Raw genomic sequence first — 16,075 nt, forward strand, 5'->3', positions numbered from 1 at the left:
TTCGCGCCGGCCCGCTTTGAGTGAATGACCTGTGAGCCGGGCCCGGAGCGTGTGAACCAGCGAGTGCACGCGATCCGGGTGTGGATCCCGACGCGGTACTTCCCCGCCCCGCCGCCGAACGCTCCGACCGGAGCCCGGCCCCGGGGCGAGTCCCCCTCAGGCGTGGGGATGGGGTGCGGCCGCGCCGGTGCCGGCTACCCCCCACCGGGCGCGCACCGCTCACGAGGCGAGCGCGTCCCGACCAGCAAGGATCGACCATGGCGTCCAGCCTGACGAAGGACTCGGCCAGTTCCGGCGAGAAGACCTTCTTCGGCCACCCCCGCGGCCTGGCCACACTCTTCATGACGGAGATGTGGGAGCGCTTCAGCTACTACGGCATGAGGGCACTGCTCCCGCTCTACCTGATCGCGCCCGGCGGGCTCGACATGAACCCGGCCACGGCGACCGCGATCTACTCCGTCTACCTGTCGCTGGTGTACCTGCTCGCCATGCCCGGCGGCTGGTTCGGCGACCGGGTCTGGGGCCCGCGCAAGACCGTCGCCATCGCCGGCGGGGTCATCATGGCCGGGCACCTGGTGCTGGCCCTGCCCTGGGAAGGCACGTTCTTCGCCGGCCTGGGCCTCGTGGCCATCGGATCGGGTCTGCTGAAGTCCAACATCTCGACGATGGTCGGCCACCTCTACGACGGCCCGGACGACCCGCGCCGCGACGGCGGCTTCACCATCTTCTACATGGGCATCAACATGGGCGCCTTCGCCGCGCCCCTGGTGATCGGCACCGTCGGTGAGAACGTCAACTGGCACCTCGGCTTCGCCCTCGCCGCACTCGGCATGGGCCTCGGTGTGCTCCAGTTCCTGCTCGGCACCAAGCACCTGGACGAGAAGAGCCTGATCGTCCCGAAGCCGCTCTCCAAGGACGAGCGCGCCTCGACGCTGCGCAAGTCGATGATCTGGCTCGGCGTCGCGGCCGTCTTCTACATCGGTACGGTCGTCACCGGCGTCTACACGCTGAACTGGCTGCTCGTCCCGATCACCATCGCCGGTCTCGTCATCCCGGTGATGGTCCTGGTCCGCATCAAGCGCGACAAGGAGCTCAGCGCCGCCGAGCAGTCGAAGATGTCCGGCTACATCTGGTTCTTCGTGGCCGCCGCCATCTTCTGGATGATCTACGACCAGGGCGGCTCGACGCTGGCGATCTTCGCCGAGTCCTCGGCCGACAACAGCGTCTTCGGCTGGGACTTCCCGGTCTCCTGGTACCAGTCGGTCAACCCGGTCCTCATCATGGCCCTCGCGCCGGTCTTCGCCGCCTTCTGGCTGGCGCTGAACCGCCGCGGCAAGGAGCCGAGCACGATCGTGAAGTTCAGCTCCGGTCTCGTCCTCGTCGGTGCCTCGTTCTTCGTCTTCCTGATGCCGCTGACCATCGCGGGTGACGGCCACAAGGCCGCCGCGATGTGGCTGGTCGCGATCTACTTCATCCAGACCGTCGCCGAGCTGACGCTCTCGCCGGTCGGCCTGTCGGTCACGACGAAGATGGCTCCGGCGAAGTACGCGAGCCAGATGATGGGTGTCTGGTTCCTCGCCGTCACCGCCGGTGACTGCACCACGGGCCTGCTCTCGCTGGCCGGTGTGGGGCTGAACGGCACCGGGGTGGTAGCCCTGGAGGCGACGCTCGCCGTGGTCGCCGGTATCGCGATCTTCATGTACCGCGGCAAGGTCAAGCGGCTCATGGGAGACGTCCGCTGACGTCGTACGAGATGTAGTACGGGCTGGTTCGAGCTGTCGTACGAGCTGTCGTACGAGCTCTATGCGGAGGGCCGCCGCACCGGAGTGTTCCGGTGCGGCGGCCCTCCGCGTTCTGCGGGTGGTTCAGCGCGTACCGCGCAGCCGCCGCCACGGCGTGAACGTGAAGACCGCGCCGCCGATCAGGATCGCCGTACCCGCGACCAGGCCGAGCGCGCGCAGGGCGCCGTCGTCCTCGGCGCCGGTGGCCGCGAGGCCGCCGCCCGAGTCCGTACCGCCGCCGGAGGCCGCCGCTCCGCCGGAGGCGGTCGTGGTGCCGCCGCCGGAGCCCGTGGAGCCCGTCCCTCCGGACGCGCCGCCCGGCTGGGCGGAGGTGTCCAGCTCCAGGGAGACCGCCACGTCGGCGGGCGGGGTGCAGGTCGTCGTCGTACCGGCGGCCATCACCGTCAGGACGCCCGGGCTGAGCGTGGACTTCCCGCTCGCGCCGGGCTTGTACGTGCCGGTGAGGTCCGGGATGTCGATCGGGGCGCCGGTCTTGATGACCTCCTTGTTCAGCGGCCCCTCGACCGTGACCGTGCCCTGGTCGGCGCCGCCGAGCGCGACCTCCATGGACGGCTTGACCTGGTCGGCCGGGATGTCGATGGGGCTGTCCATGACGGACTTGCTGAACTTGACGGTGAGGTCGTACGCGCCGCCGTTCTTCTTGGCACTGATCCGGACCGGGGAGGTGGCGTTCTTGTCGCCGATGGGGGTCTTGCAGGCGTAGGCGACGGAGACCTCCTTGCCGGGGAAGTCGGTCTCGCCGCCGGTGCCGCCAGTTCCGCCGGTTCCGCCGGTTCCGCCGCCGGAGGTGGTGGTTCCGGTGCTGCCGCCGGTGGTCGTGGTGCCTCCGGTGGTCGTGGTTCCGCCGGAGGTAGTGGTTCCGGTGCTGCCGCCGGAGGTCGTCGTGCCTCCGGTGGTCGTGGTGCCGCCCGATGTCGTGGTGCCGCCCGTGCTGGAGCCCGCCGCCGTCACCTTGATCGTGGCGCCCGGCTGAACCGCCTCCTTGGGCGCGCACTTGGTGTCCGTGGAGATCGGCTTCGAGACGTTGATCGTGTACGCGCCCGGGGTCAGCGTGATCTCCCCGGCCTTCTCCAGCTTCAGTTTGGCCTTCATGTCGGGCAGCAGCATGGGGCTGTTCTTGGGGATGGGCGGGTTCTGCCGGGGACCCTCCAGCTTCAGCTCGCCGCTCGCCGCACCGCCCAGCGTGATGGTCCCGGTCGGCTTCACCGTGTCCTTGCCCAGGTCCAGCACGTCCGGGTTCTTGGAGGCGGCGTCGACCGTCTTCCAGACGACCTCGATCTCGTCGCCGACCTTGGCCTCGGCCGGGGCGGTCAGCAGCACCTTCGTGGTGCCCTGGACCGGGGGCAGTCCCGAGATCGGCGGCGGAACGCACTCCGTCGCGTAACTGACCTCGGCGGCCTGGGCCGGGCTCGCGGCCAGCACGATGCCCGCGCCGCCGAGCATCAGCGCGATTCCCACCGCGCTCATCCTCCGTTGCGTGTCCACGCTTGTCCCTTCGTCGTGGGTGGGGGTCGGTTCTCCGGCGGTGCGGAACGCCGAAGGTCAGGCGGTGCGGAGTCAGGGGTGAACCACGGCAGCGCGGCCGGGGCGGGAGGCGCCTGGGCGGGAGGCGCCTGGGCGACGGGCGTACGCGTACGGTGGGCGTGGCGGGCCACCAGGCCGGCGGGGCGCGGGCGGACCTTGTCCACGACGGCCATGCCGATACGGAAGACGGCGGCCGGGACGACCAGGCAGAGCAGCACCCAGAAGAGCGTGACGCCCCACGGGCGGCTCACCCCCCACGGCTGTTCGGCCAGCACCCTCGTCCCGTACCGCAGGGAGACCTGGTAGTCGCCGTGCGCGCCGGCGGAGAGTTCGACCGGCAGCTTGATCTGCGCCTTGGAGCCGGGCGCGACCGTGCCGCGCCACGGGCGTTCCTCCCACTGCGGGGCGTAGACGCCGTGCGCCGTGCCGATCTCGAAGACGGGGTCCTCCACGGGCGCGGACCCCAGATTGCCGACGGTGACGACCAACTGCCGGGCGGGCGGGGCGCCGAACCAGGTGAGCAGCGAACTCTCGCCCTCCAGCCGGGCGGTGGCCAGCACCGCGAGCCTCCCCTCGTCGGCCGGGGGCGGCAGCGGGGCCGTGGGGTGGCCCGCCACCGTGAACACCGCGTCGACCGAAGCTTGTTCGCCGGTCACCGTGGCCACGTGCACCACACAGGGGCAGGGCGCAGGCGGCTCGGCCACCGGCAACTTCTTGCTGAAAGCGCCCTTCTTGTCGGTGGTGACGGCCCGGCCGTCGGCGTTGGCGCAGGAGTTGGTGGAACCGATCACGCCCCGCTCCGGGGTGGACCGGCCGCAGATCAGGAGCATCAGCAACGCCTCGGGGCGCCAGCCGCCGCCCTTGACGGTGATCTCACCGCCCTTGCCCGCCTCCTTCTTGGAGAGCGTGACGGAGGGCCCGTCGCCATCGGCCGCCTGTGCGGTCGGAGCGACGAGCGCCAGGAGAACGGCCAGGAGGAGCAGGAGAGTTGTCGGTACGCGGCTTCCACTGCCCGGGTGCTGCCTCACGATTACGCTCCCGCCTTCGCCAAGGGCCGCGCCTCTTTGGCCGGTTGCAGCTCGTCGTCCACCTCGGCCTCTCGCGGCCTGCCGCGCGAGCGGCGCCGGTACGCGCCCGTGCCGAGCACCGCCAGCACGCCGAGCACCAGCAGCCCGCCCCCGACGACCGGCGCCACCGGGACGTACGCCGCCGAGGCAGCCGCCTCATCCCGCGCCCCACCTTCCGCGGCGACCCGCAGCCGTACGGTGACGGAGTCCAACTCAGGTGCGTCAGCCCAGGGTTCGGTGAGCTCCACCCGGCGGCCGGGGGCCAGCTCAAGGTCCAGCGGCCGGGCCGGGCGGTCCAGCAGCGCGCCGAAGACGCCGTCCGCGCGCACGGCGAGCCGCGGCCGCAGAGGTACGTTGCCCCGGTTGACCAGGGCGTACCGGACGGTCCGGCCCGCCACCTCGACGTCCTCCACGGTGAGCGCCGCCAGGGTGGGGCCGCCGACCCGCACCCGTACCGGTACGCGCTTCTCCTCGCCCCCGCCCGCCACCGCCACGATCTCTCCCGCGAGGCCTCCCGGCGTCGCGTTGACCGGCACCGCGAGCGCGAACGGCACGTCGGCGCGGGTCCGGGCCGGCACGGTGACCGTCTCCGCCGCGAACCGAAGCCACGGACCGGCCCGGCCGTCGCCCCGCAGCCGTACGGTCAGCGGGGCGCGGGCGGGGTTGGTCACCGAGATCCGGTCCTGGAGCACCGTCGCGGGAGTGCCCTCCAGATAGACGTACGGCCGCCCGCCACTCCCACCGCCCTCGGGCCGGACCGTCCAGCCGGAGCCTTCGTCGGCCGCCGCCGGAGGGGCCAGGAGCAGCGCCAGGACCAAGGCGACGAGCAGACGGCGTACGTACGGCATGGACGACTCCCTCACACTGGCGGTTCCGGCGTTCAGCCCGTGGGGCGCTGTCCGCGCCGGGTCAGCCAGAGCACTCCGGCCGCGCCGGCCAGGAGCACGGTCCCGCCGAGGGTGCCGAGCGCCGCCGCCGAGTCGAGCGGGCCGGTCTTCGGCAGTTCGCCGCCACCGGAGGCACCGCCGCCGGAGGCACTGCCTCCTGTGGAGCCACCGCCTCCGGAGCCACTGCCGCCGGTGGAGCCGCCCGTCGTACCACCCGTGGAGCCGCCCGTCGAGCCTCCGGCGCCTGCGACATCGAGTTCCAGCGAAGGCCCGGGACTGTTCTTCGGCGTACAGGTCGTCGTCGTACCGAGCGCCTTGATGGTGAGCACCCCGGCGGTGAAGGTGACCTTGCCGCTCTTCTTCGGGGTGTACGTCCCCGACAAGTCACTGATCTTGATAGGGGTGTTGGCCGGTATCGCCTCGGCGTTCGCCGGCCCCGAAACCTGGACCTTCCCCGTCTCCGCACCACCCAGCTCGATCACGGCGCTCGGGTTCATGGCCCCCTTGCCCAGCTCGACCGGGCTGGAGGAGACGCCCTTCTGGAAGGACATGGTGAGCTTGTAGCCGCCGCCGCTTCTGACGCTCTTGATGTCTATGGGCGAGACGGCCCCCTTGGGCCCGATGGGCGTCTCACACTGGTAGTTGACGTCCACGACCTCGGCGTGGGCGGCGGGCGCGGCCATCAGGACCACCGAGCCCGCCGTCACGACCGTGAGCGCGGCCGTCAGCGCGAGAGCTGTCCGCTTCTGGTTCGACACCTCGTGTTCCCCTCATGCCGGACGTCGCCGCGCGCCACGATCCGTACGGGCGCCAGTTGCTGACGACACATCAGATTGGGCGCTCAAGGTACGCCCGGGGCCTGATGGAGGGAAGAGAAAGAGCGCGCCGGATCCGGCGCGCTCTTCGGTGTACGGAAATGCCTCTTGAATGCCTCTCGCTGTCACGCGGGAGCGGCGAGCTCCGCCCAGACGGTCTTGCCCGGCGTCTCCGGCGTACGCTGCACGCCCCAGTCCAGGCAGAGGCGCTGCACGATGAACATGCCGTGTCCGCCAGGGCGGCCGGCGCGGTGCGGCGTACGGGGGGCGGGCTGGCCGGCCCCCCGGTCCACGACCTCGACGCGCAACGCCTTGGGCGTGCGGCCGATCCGGAGCTCTTCGGGGCCCTCGGCGTGCAGGCACGCGTTGGTCACGAGCTCGGAGACGACCAGCAGGACGTCCTCGGCCGCGGCCCGGCGGTCCGCGCTGGACGCCGGAAGCCACCCCCAGTCGTGCAGGGCCTGCCGGGCGAAATCACGGGCCATCGGCACAATGCCGCTGGCCTGCCCGAGTGAGAGCGTGCGCCACTGCCGCTCGGCCGGAACGGGCGAGGCTGCGCCCGCTTCTTCCGGCTCGCGACCGAGGTCGCCCGGCGGATGCTGCCGGGTGGTGCTCATCAGCGCTTCACCTCACCGATTCGCCATGTCGCCATGTCGCCATCGAACAGAAATGGTCAGTTACCGAATGTGCCGGATCTTTGCGGGATACCGACGGGGTGTCTCCTGCCCGGCCGGACCGCTACGACACCCCCTTCGGGCTGTCGATCGCGTAACACGGCCGTCATCAGGGACGACGCGCGAGCGCGCCGCACCCGATCTAGGTCTCCAGGGCCTCCGCGAGCGTGGCGTGGACGGTGAAGACCGCCTCGGCGCCGGTGATCTCGAAGACTCTTGCCACGACCGGTTGCATTCCGGCCAGGTGAACCGCTCCTCCGACCGCCTCCGCCTTGAGGCGGGCACCGAGCAGCACGTTCAGCCCGGTGGAGTCGCAGAAGTCGAGGCGTGAGCAGTCGACCACCAGGCGTGACCGCCCCTGCTCGACCGCGCTCTCCAGAGGCTCCCGCAGGAGATCGGCGGTGTGGTGATCGAGCTCACCCACCGGAGTCACGACCTCGCTGCACCCCTCGGTCCGGGCCTCGACCTGAAGTCGACCCCGGTTCGCACTGCCGACCGTCCCGCGGTCCATGCCCAGTACCTCTTCGCCGTCCGTCACTGTGCGCGTCACTGCCTGTGCGGCTGTATGCAGAGCTGCCGCCGACGTGCCTGAAACAGTACGCGTTTCGTTCGCCACGCGGTAGTCGGAGACCTCAACAAACCGGACATATACGGTCAATTGGAGCTTGTAACTGCTGGCAGGAACCGGGTAAGGGTAGAGGGACACCTGAAACACGACCGGCTTTGGAGGCGCCGCTTCACCGCAGGAACACGTATGGGCATCGGCAGCCATATGCCGAGAACGATGGAGGAGAACCATGTCACCCCGGCTCGACGAAGCGCGTACCCCCCACGCGTCGTCGGCATGTCCTCAGGGACCGACCAATTCCGACTCCCCCGCCGCGAGCGCCGTTCCGGGCCCGCGCACCAGCACCACCGGCACCACCAGCACCACCCCTGACTCTTCCGGTGACTCTTCCGGCGAGGGGCTTGAGGGCGTCACGGGGATCTTCACGGGGCTCGAAGGACTTCCCGAGATCCCGCCCTACGCCGAGGTAGGGGCTCTGGACGCCAGGGCCCTGTCGAAGACGCTCTTCGAGCGCCTCGAGTCCCTCGAAGAAGGCACGCACGAGTACGCGTACGTCCGCAACACCCTCGTCGAGCTCAACCTCGCGCTCGTCAAGTTCGCCGCCTCCCGGTTCCGCTCGCGCAGTGAGCCGATGGAGGACATCGTCCAGGTCGGCACCATCGGCCTGATCAAGGCGATCGACCGGTTCGAGCTGAGCCGCGGTGTCGAGTTCCCGACGTTCGCGATGCCGACCATCGTCGGTGAGATCAAGCGGTTCTTCCGCGACACCAGTTGGTCCGTGCGCGTCCCGCGCCGGCTCCAGGAGCTCCGGCTCGACCTGGCCAAGGCGGGGGACGAGCTCTCCCAGCAACTGGACCGCGCGCCCACCGTGGCGGAGCTGTCCGAGCGCCTCGGCATCACGCCGGAGGAGGTCGTCGAGGGCATGTCCGCGAGCAACGCGTACACCGCGAGCTCACTGGACGCCAAGCCCGAGGAGGACGACAGCGAGGGCGCCCTCGCGGACCGCCTCGGCTACGAGGACCACGGGCTCGAAGGCATCGAGTACGTGGAGTCCCTGAAGCCGCTGATCGCCGCGCTGCCCTCGCGGGACCGCATGATCCTCTCGCTCCGCTTCGTCAGCAACATGACGCAGTCGGAGATCGGGGAGGAGCTGGGCATCTCGCAGATGCACGTGTCCCGGCTGCTCTCCCGCACGCTGGTCAAGCTCCGCAAGGGGCTGACCCTGGAGGAGTAGCGGCTCGCACGCTTACGGAAGGGCCCGCCCCGGAGGCCGGGGCGGGCCCTTCCGTGTGCCGGGCTCCTGGCGGCTACTCCACCCGCTCCCCGTCCCGCCACACCGCGCTGACCAGCGGCACGCCCGGGCGGTAGGCGAGGTGGACGTGGCTCGGGGCGTCCAGGAGGACCAGGTCGGCGCGGGCGCCCGGGGTGATCCGGCCGATGTCGGTGCGGCGCAGGGCGGCGGCGCCGCCCGCGGTGGCGGACCAGATCGCCTCGTCGGGGGTCATCCCCATGTCGCGTACGGCCAGGGCGACGCAGAACGGCATGGACGAGGTGAACGACGAGCCGGGGTTGCAGTCCGTGGAGAGCGCGACGGTGGCCCCCGCGTCCAGCAGGCGGCGGGCGTCGGGCCAGGTGGCGCGGGTGGAGAACTCGGCGCCGGGGAGCAGCGTGGCGACCGTGTCGCCCTGGCCCAGCGCGTCCACGTCCGCGTCGGTGAGGTGGGTGCAGTGGTCGGCGGACGCGGCGTCGAGCTCCACGGCGAGCTGGACGCCGGGGCCGTACGTCAGTTGGTTGGCGTGGATGCGGGGGTGCAGGCCCTTGGCACGGCCCGCCGTGAGGATGGCGCGGGCCTGGTCGCCGTCGAAGGCGCCGCGCTCGCAGAAGACGTCGATCCAGCGGGCGTGCGGGGCGCAGGCGTCCAGCATGGGGCCGGTGACCAGGTCGACGTATCCGGCCGGGTCGTCGGCGTAGTCCGGGGAGACGACGTGGGCGCCGAGGTAGGTGACCTCGTCGGTGTGGCGGGAGGCGATGCGCAGGGCACGGGCCTCGTCCTCGACGGTGAGGCCGTAGCCGGACTTGGTCTCCAGGGTGGTGGTGCCCTGGCGCAGGGCCTCGGCGAGGTAGCGGGCGACGTTGTCGGAGAGCTGCTCGTCGGAGGCCTGGCGGGTGGCGGCGACGGTGGTGCGGATGCCGCCGGCGGTGTAGGGCTGCCCGGACATCCGGGCGTTGAACTCCTGGGTGCGGTCGCCCGCGAAGACGAGGTGCGAGTGGGAGTCGACGAAGCCGGGGATCATGGCCCGGCCCGCCGCGTCGAGGACGTTGTCAGTGGCGGGTGCTTTGCTTGATTCACCGGTCCAGACGATGCGGTCGCCCTCGATGACGACGGCCGCGTCCTGGATCAGGCCCAGGGGGGTCCCGTTGCCGAGGGAGGGGTCATTGGTGACCAGGCTGGCGATGTGGGTGACGGCGGTGGTCGTCATCTGGAGAGTGTTCTCCTTGCGTTCCGGGCGGTGCGGAGGTCTTACGCGTCCGGGCGGGCCGGCGGTCAGTGGTGCAGGGCTGCCACAGCCGTCGCGAGCGCTCCGGGCACGTCCTCGATCAGTGCGTGGCGGCCGTCGCGCACGATGTGACGCCCTGCCACGACCGTGTGCCGCACATCAGCGGCGGAGGCGGCGAATACGGCGGTCTCCGCTGCCAGTCGGGGCACCGGTCCCGCTGTTCTGACGGAGTCCAGGGCGATCGTCGTCAGGTCGGCGGGGGCGCCCGGTTCCAGGACGCCCGCGTCGGGGCGGCCGAGTGCGGCGTGCCCGTCGGCGGAGGCGGCCCGCAGCAGGGCGGCGGCCGTCCAGTGGCCCCGGACGTGGGTACGCAGCCGCTCGTTCAGCTCCATCGCCCGCGCCTCTTCGAAGAGGTCGATGACGGCGTGGCTGTCGCTGCCCAGCGAGAGCGGCGAGCCCGCCTTCTGGAGGGCGACGGCGGGGCCGATGCCGTCGGCGAGGTCGCGTTCCGTCGTGGGGCACATGCAGGTGCCGGTGGCGGAGGAGCCGAGCAGCGCGATGTCCTCGTCCGTCAGATGCGTGTTGTGGATGCCGGTGGTGCGCGGGCCGAGGACCCCGTGGTCGGCCAGGAGCCGGGTGGGGGTGCGGCCGTGGGCGGCCCGGCAGGCGTCGTTCTCCGCCGTCTGCTCGGAGAGGTGGACATGGAGGGGGGCGTTCCGCTCCTCGGCCCAGGCGGCGACGATGGCCAGTTGGCCGGCCGGGACCGCGCGGACGGAGTGGATGGCCGCGCCGATCAGGGTGTGGTCGTCGCCCTTGAGGAGGGAGGCGCGTTCGGCCCAGGCTTCGGCGGTGGTGTCGGAGAAGCGCGACTGGTGCCGGTTGGGCGGCTCACCGAAACCGGCGGCGAGGTAGGCCGTGTCCAGCAGGGTGATCCGGATGCCCGCCTCGGCCGCCGCCGCGATCAGCGCCTCGCCCATGGCGTTGGGGTTGGCGTAGGGCGTGCCGCCGGGCGCGTGGTGCAGATAGTGGAACTCGCCGACGGAGGTGATGCCCGCCAGGGCCATTTCGGCGTACGTGGCGCGGGCCAGGTCGAAGTAGCTGTCCGGGGTGAGCCGGGAGGCCACCTGGTACATCAGCTCGCGCCAGGTCCAGAAGGTGCCGGAGCCCACCTGGACGGTGGCGCGCAGGGCCCGGTGGAAGGCGTGGGAGTGGGCGTTGGCCAGGCCGGGGAGGGTCAGGCCGCGCAGCACGGTGGCGCCGGCCGGGGGCGTCCGCACGCCGGTCCTCACTCCGGCGATGCGGCCGCCCGCGACCTCGACCACGACATCGGGCTCCACATGGGTCCCGAGCCAGGCGTGGTCCATCCAGTACGTGGCGGTGACGGGCCCGCCGGCCGTCCTGGTCGTCTCCCCCGCCGTCCCGGTCGTCACCGGGGCCTGTGGCGACACCGCGGCCTCTGGAGTCTCCACGGTCCGTCCTGTCTCCGCGGCCCGTGCCCCTGTCTCTGCGGCCCGTGCCCCTGTCTCTGCGGCCCGTGCCCCTGTCTCTGCGGCCCGTGCCCCTGTCTCTGCGGCCCGTGCCGTCTCAGCGGCCCGTGCCGTCTCAGCGGCCCGTGCCGTCTCAGCGGCCCGTGCCGTCTCAGCGGTCCGGTTCGTCAGCTGCACGCGAGACCTTCCAGTACGTCGGCGAGTGCCCGGACCCCGGCCGTGCAGTCGTCCTCGGCGGCGTGCTCGGCCGGAGAGTGCGAGATGCCGGTGGGGTTCCGTACGAAGAGCATGGCGGTGGGCACCGAAGCGGACAAAATACCCGCATCGTGGCCCGCGCCGGTGCCGAGGACGGGGACCGGGCGCCCCGTGTCGCCGCTCCCCTCCAGGATCTTGGCCAGCTCGTCACGCAGGGCGTGCTCGAACTCGACGACGGGCGTGAACGACTCCCGTACGACGGCGAGGTCGATCCCGGCCCGGTCGGCGTACTCCCGGGCGGCGCGCTCGATGCCGGTGACGACGGCGTCCAGGGTGGCCTGGTCGGCGGCGCGGGAGTCGAGCCAGCCACGGACGAGGGAGGGGATGGCGTTGACGCCGTTGGGCTCGACCGTGATCTTGCCGAAGGTGGCGAGGGCGCCGGTGAGTTCGGCCTCGCGACGGGCGGCGAGCACGGTCTCGGCGTACGCGAGCATCGGGTCGCGGCGGTCGGCCAGGCGGGTGGTGCCCGCGTGGTTGGCCTCGCCCCGGAAGTCGAACCGCCAGCGGCCGTGCGGCCAGATGGCGGAGGCGATGCCGACGGGGTCGCCGGTCAGGTCGAGGGCGCGGCCCTGCTCGACGTGGAGTTCGACGAACGCGCCGATCCGGGCGAGCCGTTCGGGGTCGGGCCCGATGGTGTCGGGGTCGTATCCGGCCGACTCCATGGCGGCGGGCAGGGTGGTCCCGTCCGCGTCCCGGAGGCGGTGGGCGTCGGCGACGGTGAGCTGCCCGGCGGCGAGCCGGGACCCGACACAGGCGAGGCCGAAGCGGGCGCCCTCCTCGTCACCGAAGTTGGTGATGGCGAGGGGGCGGGTGAACGCCACGCCCCGGGAGCGGAGTTCGTCGAGCGCGGCGAAGGAGGAGACCACACCCAGCGGCCCGTCGAAAGCGCCACCGTCCGGTACGGAGTCCAGGTGCGAGCCGGTGACGACGGCACCGCCGGCCAGGGGGTCGCCGAGCCAGGCCCACTGGTTGCCGTTGCGGTCGACCTCGTAGGTGAGGCCGCGCGCCTCGGCCTGCGTACGGAACCAGGCCCGGCAGTCGAGGTCCGCGGCCGACCAGGCGTAACGCCGGTAGCCGCCGCTGTCGGGGTGGCGCCCGACGGGGGCCAGCTCGCGCCACATGGAGAGGAAGGAGTCACCCGCACGCCACGGGGCGCCGGACGTGCTCTCCGTCGTGCCGTCCGGCGTGGTGCCGTCGGGTGTGGTGCCGTCGGGTGTGGTGCCGTCGTCCGGTGTGGTGCCGTTCGGCGTCGTGCCCGTGGGCATCAGTTGCCCTCCGCCATCGGGACACGTACGCCCTTGTCCTCGGCGACGGACTCCGCGATGTCGTATCCGGCGTCGACGTGGCGGATGATGCCCATGCCGGGGTCGTTCGTCAGGACGCGGCGGATCTTCTCGCCCGCGAGCTTCGTGCCGTCGGCGACGGTGACCTGGCCCGCGTGGATGGAGCGGCCCATGCCGACACCGCCGCCGTGGTGGAGGGAGACCCAGGAGGCGCCGGAGGCGACGTTGACCATGGCGTTGAGGAGCGGCCAGTCGGCGATGGCGTCGGAGCCGTCGAGCATGGCCTCGGTCTCGCGGTACGGGGAGGCGACCGAGCCGCAGTCGAGGTGGTCGCGGCCGATGGCCAGCGGGGCGGCCAGTTCGCCGCTCGCGACCATGTCGTTGAAGCGCTCACCGGCCTTGTCGCGCTCGCCGTAGCCGAGCCAGCAGATGCGGGCGGGCAGGCCCTGGAAGTGGACGCGCTCGCCGGCCATCTTGATCCAGCGGTGCAGGGACTCGTTCTCCGGGAAGAGCTCCAGCATCGCCCGGTCGGTCTTGTGGATGTCGGAGGCCTCGCCGGACAGGGCGGCCCAGCGGAAGGGGCCCTTGCCCTCGCAGAAGAGGGGGCGGATGTAGGCGGGGACGAAGCCGGGGAAGTCGAAGGCGCGGTCGTACCCGGCGAGCTGGGCCTCGCCGCGGATGGAGTTGCCGTAATCGAAGACCTCGGCCCCGGCGTCCATGAAGCCGACCATGGCCTCGACGTGGCGGGCCATCGACTCGCGGGCGCGCTGGGTGAAGTCGGCGGGCTTCTCGGCGGCGAGGGTGGCCATGTCGTCGAAGTCGACGCCGAGCGGGAGGTAGGCCAGCGGGTCGTGGGCGCTGGTCTGGTCGGTGACGATGTCGATGGGCGCGCCCTCGGCGAGCATCCGGGGCAGCAGCTCGGCCGCGTTGCCGAGGAGGCCGATGGAGAGCGGGCGGCGGGCGTCGCGGGCCTCGACGGCGAGCTGGAGGGCGTGCTCCAGGTTGTCCGCCTTGACGTCCAGGTAGCGGTGCTCGATACGGCGGTCGATGGCGCGCGGGTCGACGTCGATGCAGATGGCGACGCCGTCGTTCATGGTGACGGCGAGCGGCTGGGCGCCGCCCATGCCGCCGAGCCCGGCGGTCAGGGTGATCGTCCCGGCCAGGGTCCCGCCGAACTTCTTCGCGGCGACGGCGGCGAAGGTCTCGTAGGTGCCCTGGAGGATGCCCTGGGTGCCGATGTAGATCCAGGACCCGGCGGTCATCTGGCCGTACATGGTCAGGCCGAGCGCCTCCAGACGGCGGAACTCCTCCCAGTTGGCCCAGTCGCCGACCAGGTTGGAGTTGGCGATCAGGACGCGCGGCGCCCACTCGTGGGTCTGCATGACGCCGACCGGGCGCCCGGACTGGACGAGCATCGTCTCGTCCTGCTTGAGCGTCTGGAGGGTCCGGACCATCGCGTCGAACGAGCGCCAGTCGCGGGCCGCCTTGCCGGTGCCGCCGTAGACGACGAGCTTGTCGGGGTGCTCGGCGACCTCGGGGTCCAGGTTGTTCTGGAGCATGCGCAGGGCGGCTTCCTGCTGCCATCCCAGGGTGCTGAGGGCGCTGCCGCGCGGCGCTCGTACGGGGCGGGGTCCTGACATGGCGGTGCCTCCTCGGGACGGTGAACTTCTATTCACATCCTGAGGCGCTGAATAGTCGTAGTCAACAGGTGCGGTTGGCGTCGCGTCCGGGAAGAGGTGTTCCATCCCCGACCCGAGGGCACCGGAGGCACCGATGAGCACGCCCGGCACACCAGACACACCAGGCACGCCCGCCGGCACACCCGGCACGCCCGGCACACCCGCACCCGTCGAGGCGTCGCCACCGCTCAAGCGGGCGCTCGGCCCGAAGCTGCTGATCCTCTTCGTCATCGGCGACATCCTCGGCACCGGCATCTACGCCACCACCGGCGACGTGGCGGGCAAGGTGGGCGGCGCGCTCTGGCTGCCGTTCGCGATCGGGTTCGTCGTGGCGCTGCTGACGGCGGCCTCGTACGTGGAGCTCGTCGGCAAGTACCCGAAGGCGGCCGGGGCCGCGCTCTACACCCAGAAGGCGTTCAGGATCCCCTTCCTGACCTTCATCGTCGCCTTCATGGTCATGTGCTCCGGGCTCTCCTCGGCGAGCGCGGCGGCCCGGGCGTTCAGCGGCGACTACCTGGGGGAATTCACCGACGCGGTGCCGCCGACGCTCATCGCGATCCTGTTCATCCTCGCGCTGGCCGCGATCAACCTGCGCGGGGTCTCCGAGTCGGTGAAGGCGAACGTCGTCCTGACCCTGGTGGAGGTCAGCGGCCTCGCGGTGATCCTGGCGATCGGCGCGTACGCGGTGTTCAGCGGCGACGGCGAGCCCTCCCGGCTGACCCAGATCGAGGCCGGAGGCACCGGATACGCCCTGATCACCGGGGTGCTCGGCGCCACCGCGCTCGGCTTCTTCGCCTTCGTGGGCTTTGAAGATTCCGTCAACATGGCCGAGGAGACCAAGGACCCGGCCCGCAACTTCCCGCGCGCCATCTTCATCGGCGTGGCCGTCACCGGCACGATCTACATCCTGGTCGCGCTGGTCTCCTCGCTGCTGGTCGACTCCCGCACCCTGTCCGACTCCAGCGGCCCGCTGCTGGAAGTGGTGAAGGCGGGCGGCGTCGATTTTCCGCCGAAACTCTTCGCGCTGATCGCCCTGTTCGCGGTCACCAATTCGGCGCTGATCAACCTCATGATGGCCTCGCGGCTCTGCTACGGCATGGCCAACGAACGCATCCTCCCGCCCACGATGGGCAAGGTGCTGGCGGGCCGGCGCACCCCCTGGGTCGGCATCGTCTTCGTCTCCGTCCTGGCGATCGGCCTGGTCTCGACCGGCGAGATCGAAGGGCTCGGCGACACCACCTCGTTCCTGCTGCTCTGCGTCTTCGGCGTGGTCAACATCGCCGTACTGGTGCTGCGCAAGGACCGGGTCGAGCACCGCCACTTCCGTACGCCGACCGCCCTGCCGGTGCTCGGCGCGATCACCTCGCTGGTCCTGGCGAGCCCGCTCGCCGACCGGGGCGCCGACGTCTACGTACGGGCCGGGATCCTGCTGCTGATCGGCATCGGGCTCTGGGCGGTGAACAAGGCGGTGATGACGGCCCGCGAGAAGTCCGACCGGGCGGCGGGCTGACGACACGTCACCCCCGTTCCCGGCCA

At 71.5% G+C, this 16,075-nt stretch carries 13 protein-coding genes; 3 read left to right on the top strand and 10 right to left on the bottom strand.

Features of this window, described 5'->3' with window-relative positions:
• Nucleotides 1-257: 257 nt before the first annotated feature.
• Nucleotides 258-1,742, top strand: a complete 1,485-nt coding sequence (locus tag ACFWRT_RS20505) for an oligopeptide:H+ symporter (protein ID WP_380954755.1) — start codon at nucleotides 258-260, stop codon at nucleotides 1,740-1,742.
• A 123-nt stretch (nucleotides 1,743-1,865) separates the two neighbouring features.
• Here the strand turns inward: ACFWRT_RS20505 and ACFWRT_RS20510 are convergent, their stop codons facing one another.
• The 6 genes from ACFWRT_RS20510 to ACFWRT_RS20535 form a co-directional block, all read right to left on the bottom strand.
• On the bottom strand, nucleotides 1,866-3,269 hold the full coding sequence (locus ACFWRT_RS20510; protein ID WP_380955528.1) for a hypothetical protein: 1,404 nt from the start codon (nucleotides 3,267-3,269) through the stop codon (nucleotides 1,866-1,868).
• Nucleotides 3,266-4,357, bottom strand: a complete 1,092-nt coding sequence (locus ACFWRT_RS20515; protein ID WP_380955533.1) for a hypothetical protein — start codon at nucleotides 4,355-4,357, stop codon at nucleotides 3,266-3,268. The genes ACFWRT_RS20510 and ACFWRT_RS20515 overlap by 4 nt, the downstream gene beginning before the upstream one ends.
• The gene (locus ACFWRT_RS20520) at nucleotides 4,357-5,241 is read right to left on the bottom strand and encodes a hypothetical protein (protein WP_380955527.1); all 885 of its coding nucleotides are present in this window, start codon (nucleotides 5,239-5,241) and stop codon (nucleotides 4,357-4,359) included. The genes ACFWRT_RS20515 and ACFWRT_RS20520 overlap by 1 nt, the downstream gene beginning before the upstream one ends.
• Before the next feature lie 32 nt (nucleotides 5,242-5,273).
• On the bottom strand, nucleotides 5,274-6,038 hold the full coding sequence (locus ACFWRT_RS20525; protein ID WP_380955526.1) for a peptidase: 765 nt from the start codon (nucleotides 6,036-6,038) through the stop codon (nucleotides 5,274-5,276).
• A 182-nt stretch (nucleotides 6,039-6,220) separates the two neighbouring features.
• A complete protein-coding gene (locus ACFWRT_RS20530) occupies nucleotides 6,221-6,712 on the bottom strand; it encodes an ATP-binding protein (protein WP_380955525.1) in 492 nt (163 codons plus the stop codon).
• Nucleotides 6,713-6,911: 199 nt separating this feature from the next.
• Complete coding sequence (locus tag ACFWRT_RS20535) at nucleotides 6,912-7,280, bottom strand: STAS domain-containing protein (protein ID WP_380955524.1); 369 nt, start codon at nucleotides 7,278-7,280, stop codon at nucleotides 6,912-6,914.
• 286 nt (nucleotides 7,281-7,566) lie between these two features.
• On the opposite strand from ACFWRT_RS20535, the gene ACFWRT_RS20540 reads away from it, so the two are divergent.
• Nucleotides 7,567-8,571, top strand: coding sequence for an RNA polymerase sigma factor SigF (locus tag ACFWRT_RS20540; RefSeq protein ID WP_380955522.1), 1,005 nt, complete (start codon nucleotides 7,567-7,569; stop codon nucleotides 8,569-8,571).
• A 73-nt stretch (nucleotides 8,572-8,644) separates the two neighbouring features.
• Here ACFWRT_RS20540 and hutI read toward each other — a convergent pair whose 3' ends face one another.
• The 4 genes from hutI to hutU form a co-directional block, all read right to left on the bottom strand.
• Nucleotides 8,645-9,817 carry an imidazolonepropionase gene (hutI, locus tag ACFWRT_RS20545; protein ID WP_380955520.1) on the bottom strand — a complete coding sequence of 391 codons (1,173 nt, stop codon included), beginning with the start codon at nucleotides 9,815-9,817 and terminating at the stop codon, nucleotides 8,645-8,647.
• Between the two features lie 65 nt (nucleotides 9,818-9,882).
• Nucleotides 9,883-11,265 carry a formimidoylglutamate deiminase gene (locus ACFWRT_RS20550; protein WP_380955532.1) on the bottom strand — a complete coding sequence of 461 codons (1,383 nt, stop codon included), beginning with the start codon at nucleotides 11,263-11,265 and terminating at the stop codon, nucleotides 9,883-9,885.
• Between the two features lie 224 nt (nucleotides 11,266-11,489).
• Nucleotides 11,490-12,698: an allantoate amidohydrolase gene (locus ACFWRT_RS20555; protein ID WP_380955531.1), complete on the bottom strand. Its 1,209-nt coding sequence runs from the start codon at nucleotides 12,696-12,698 to the stop codon at nucleotides 11,490-11,492.
• Between the two features lie 143 nt (nucleotides 12,699-12,841).
• On the bottom strand, nucleotides 12,842-14,500 hold the full coding sequence (hutU, locus tag ACFWRT_RS20560) for a urocanate hydratase (RefSeq protein ID WP_380955519.1): 1,659 nt from the start codon (nucleotides 14,498-14,500) through the stop codon (nucleotides 12,842-12,844).
• 133 nt (nucleotides 14,501-14,633) lie between these two features.
• On the opposite strand from hutU, the gene ACFWRT_RS20565 reads away from it, so the two are divergent.
• Nucleotides 14,634-16,049 (top strand): APC family permease, encoded by a 1,416-nt coding sequence (locus ACFWRT_RS20565; protein WP_380955518.1) that lies wholly within the window; start codon nucleotides 14,634-14,636, stop codon nucleotides 16,047-16,049.
• The last annotated feature ends 26 nt before the right edge of the window (nucleotides 16,050-16,075 follow it).

This window comes from Streptomyces cyaneofuscatus (assembly GCF_042718795.1).
Lineage (GTDB): Bacteria > Actinomycetota > Actinomycetes > Streptomycetales > Streptomycetaceae > Streptomyces > Streptomyces cyaneofuscatus_A.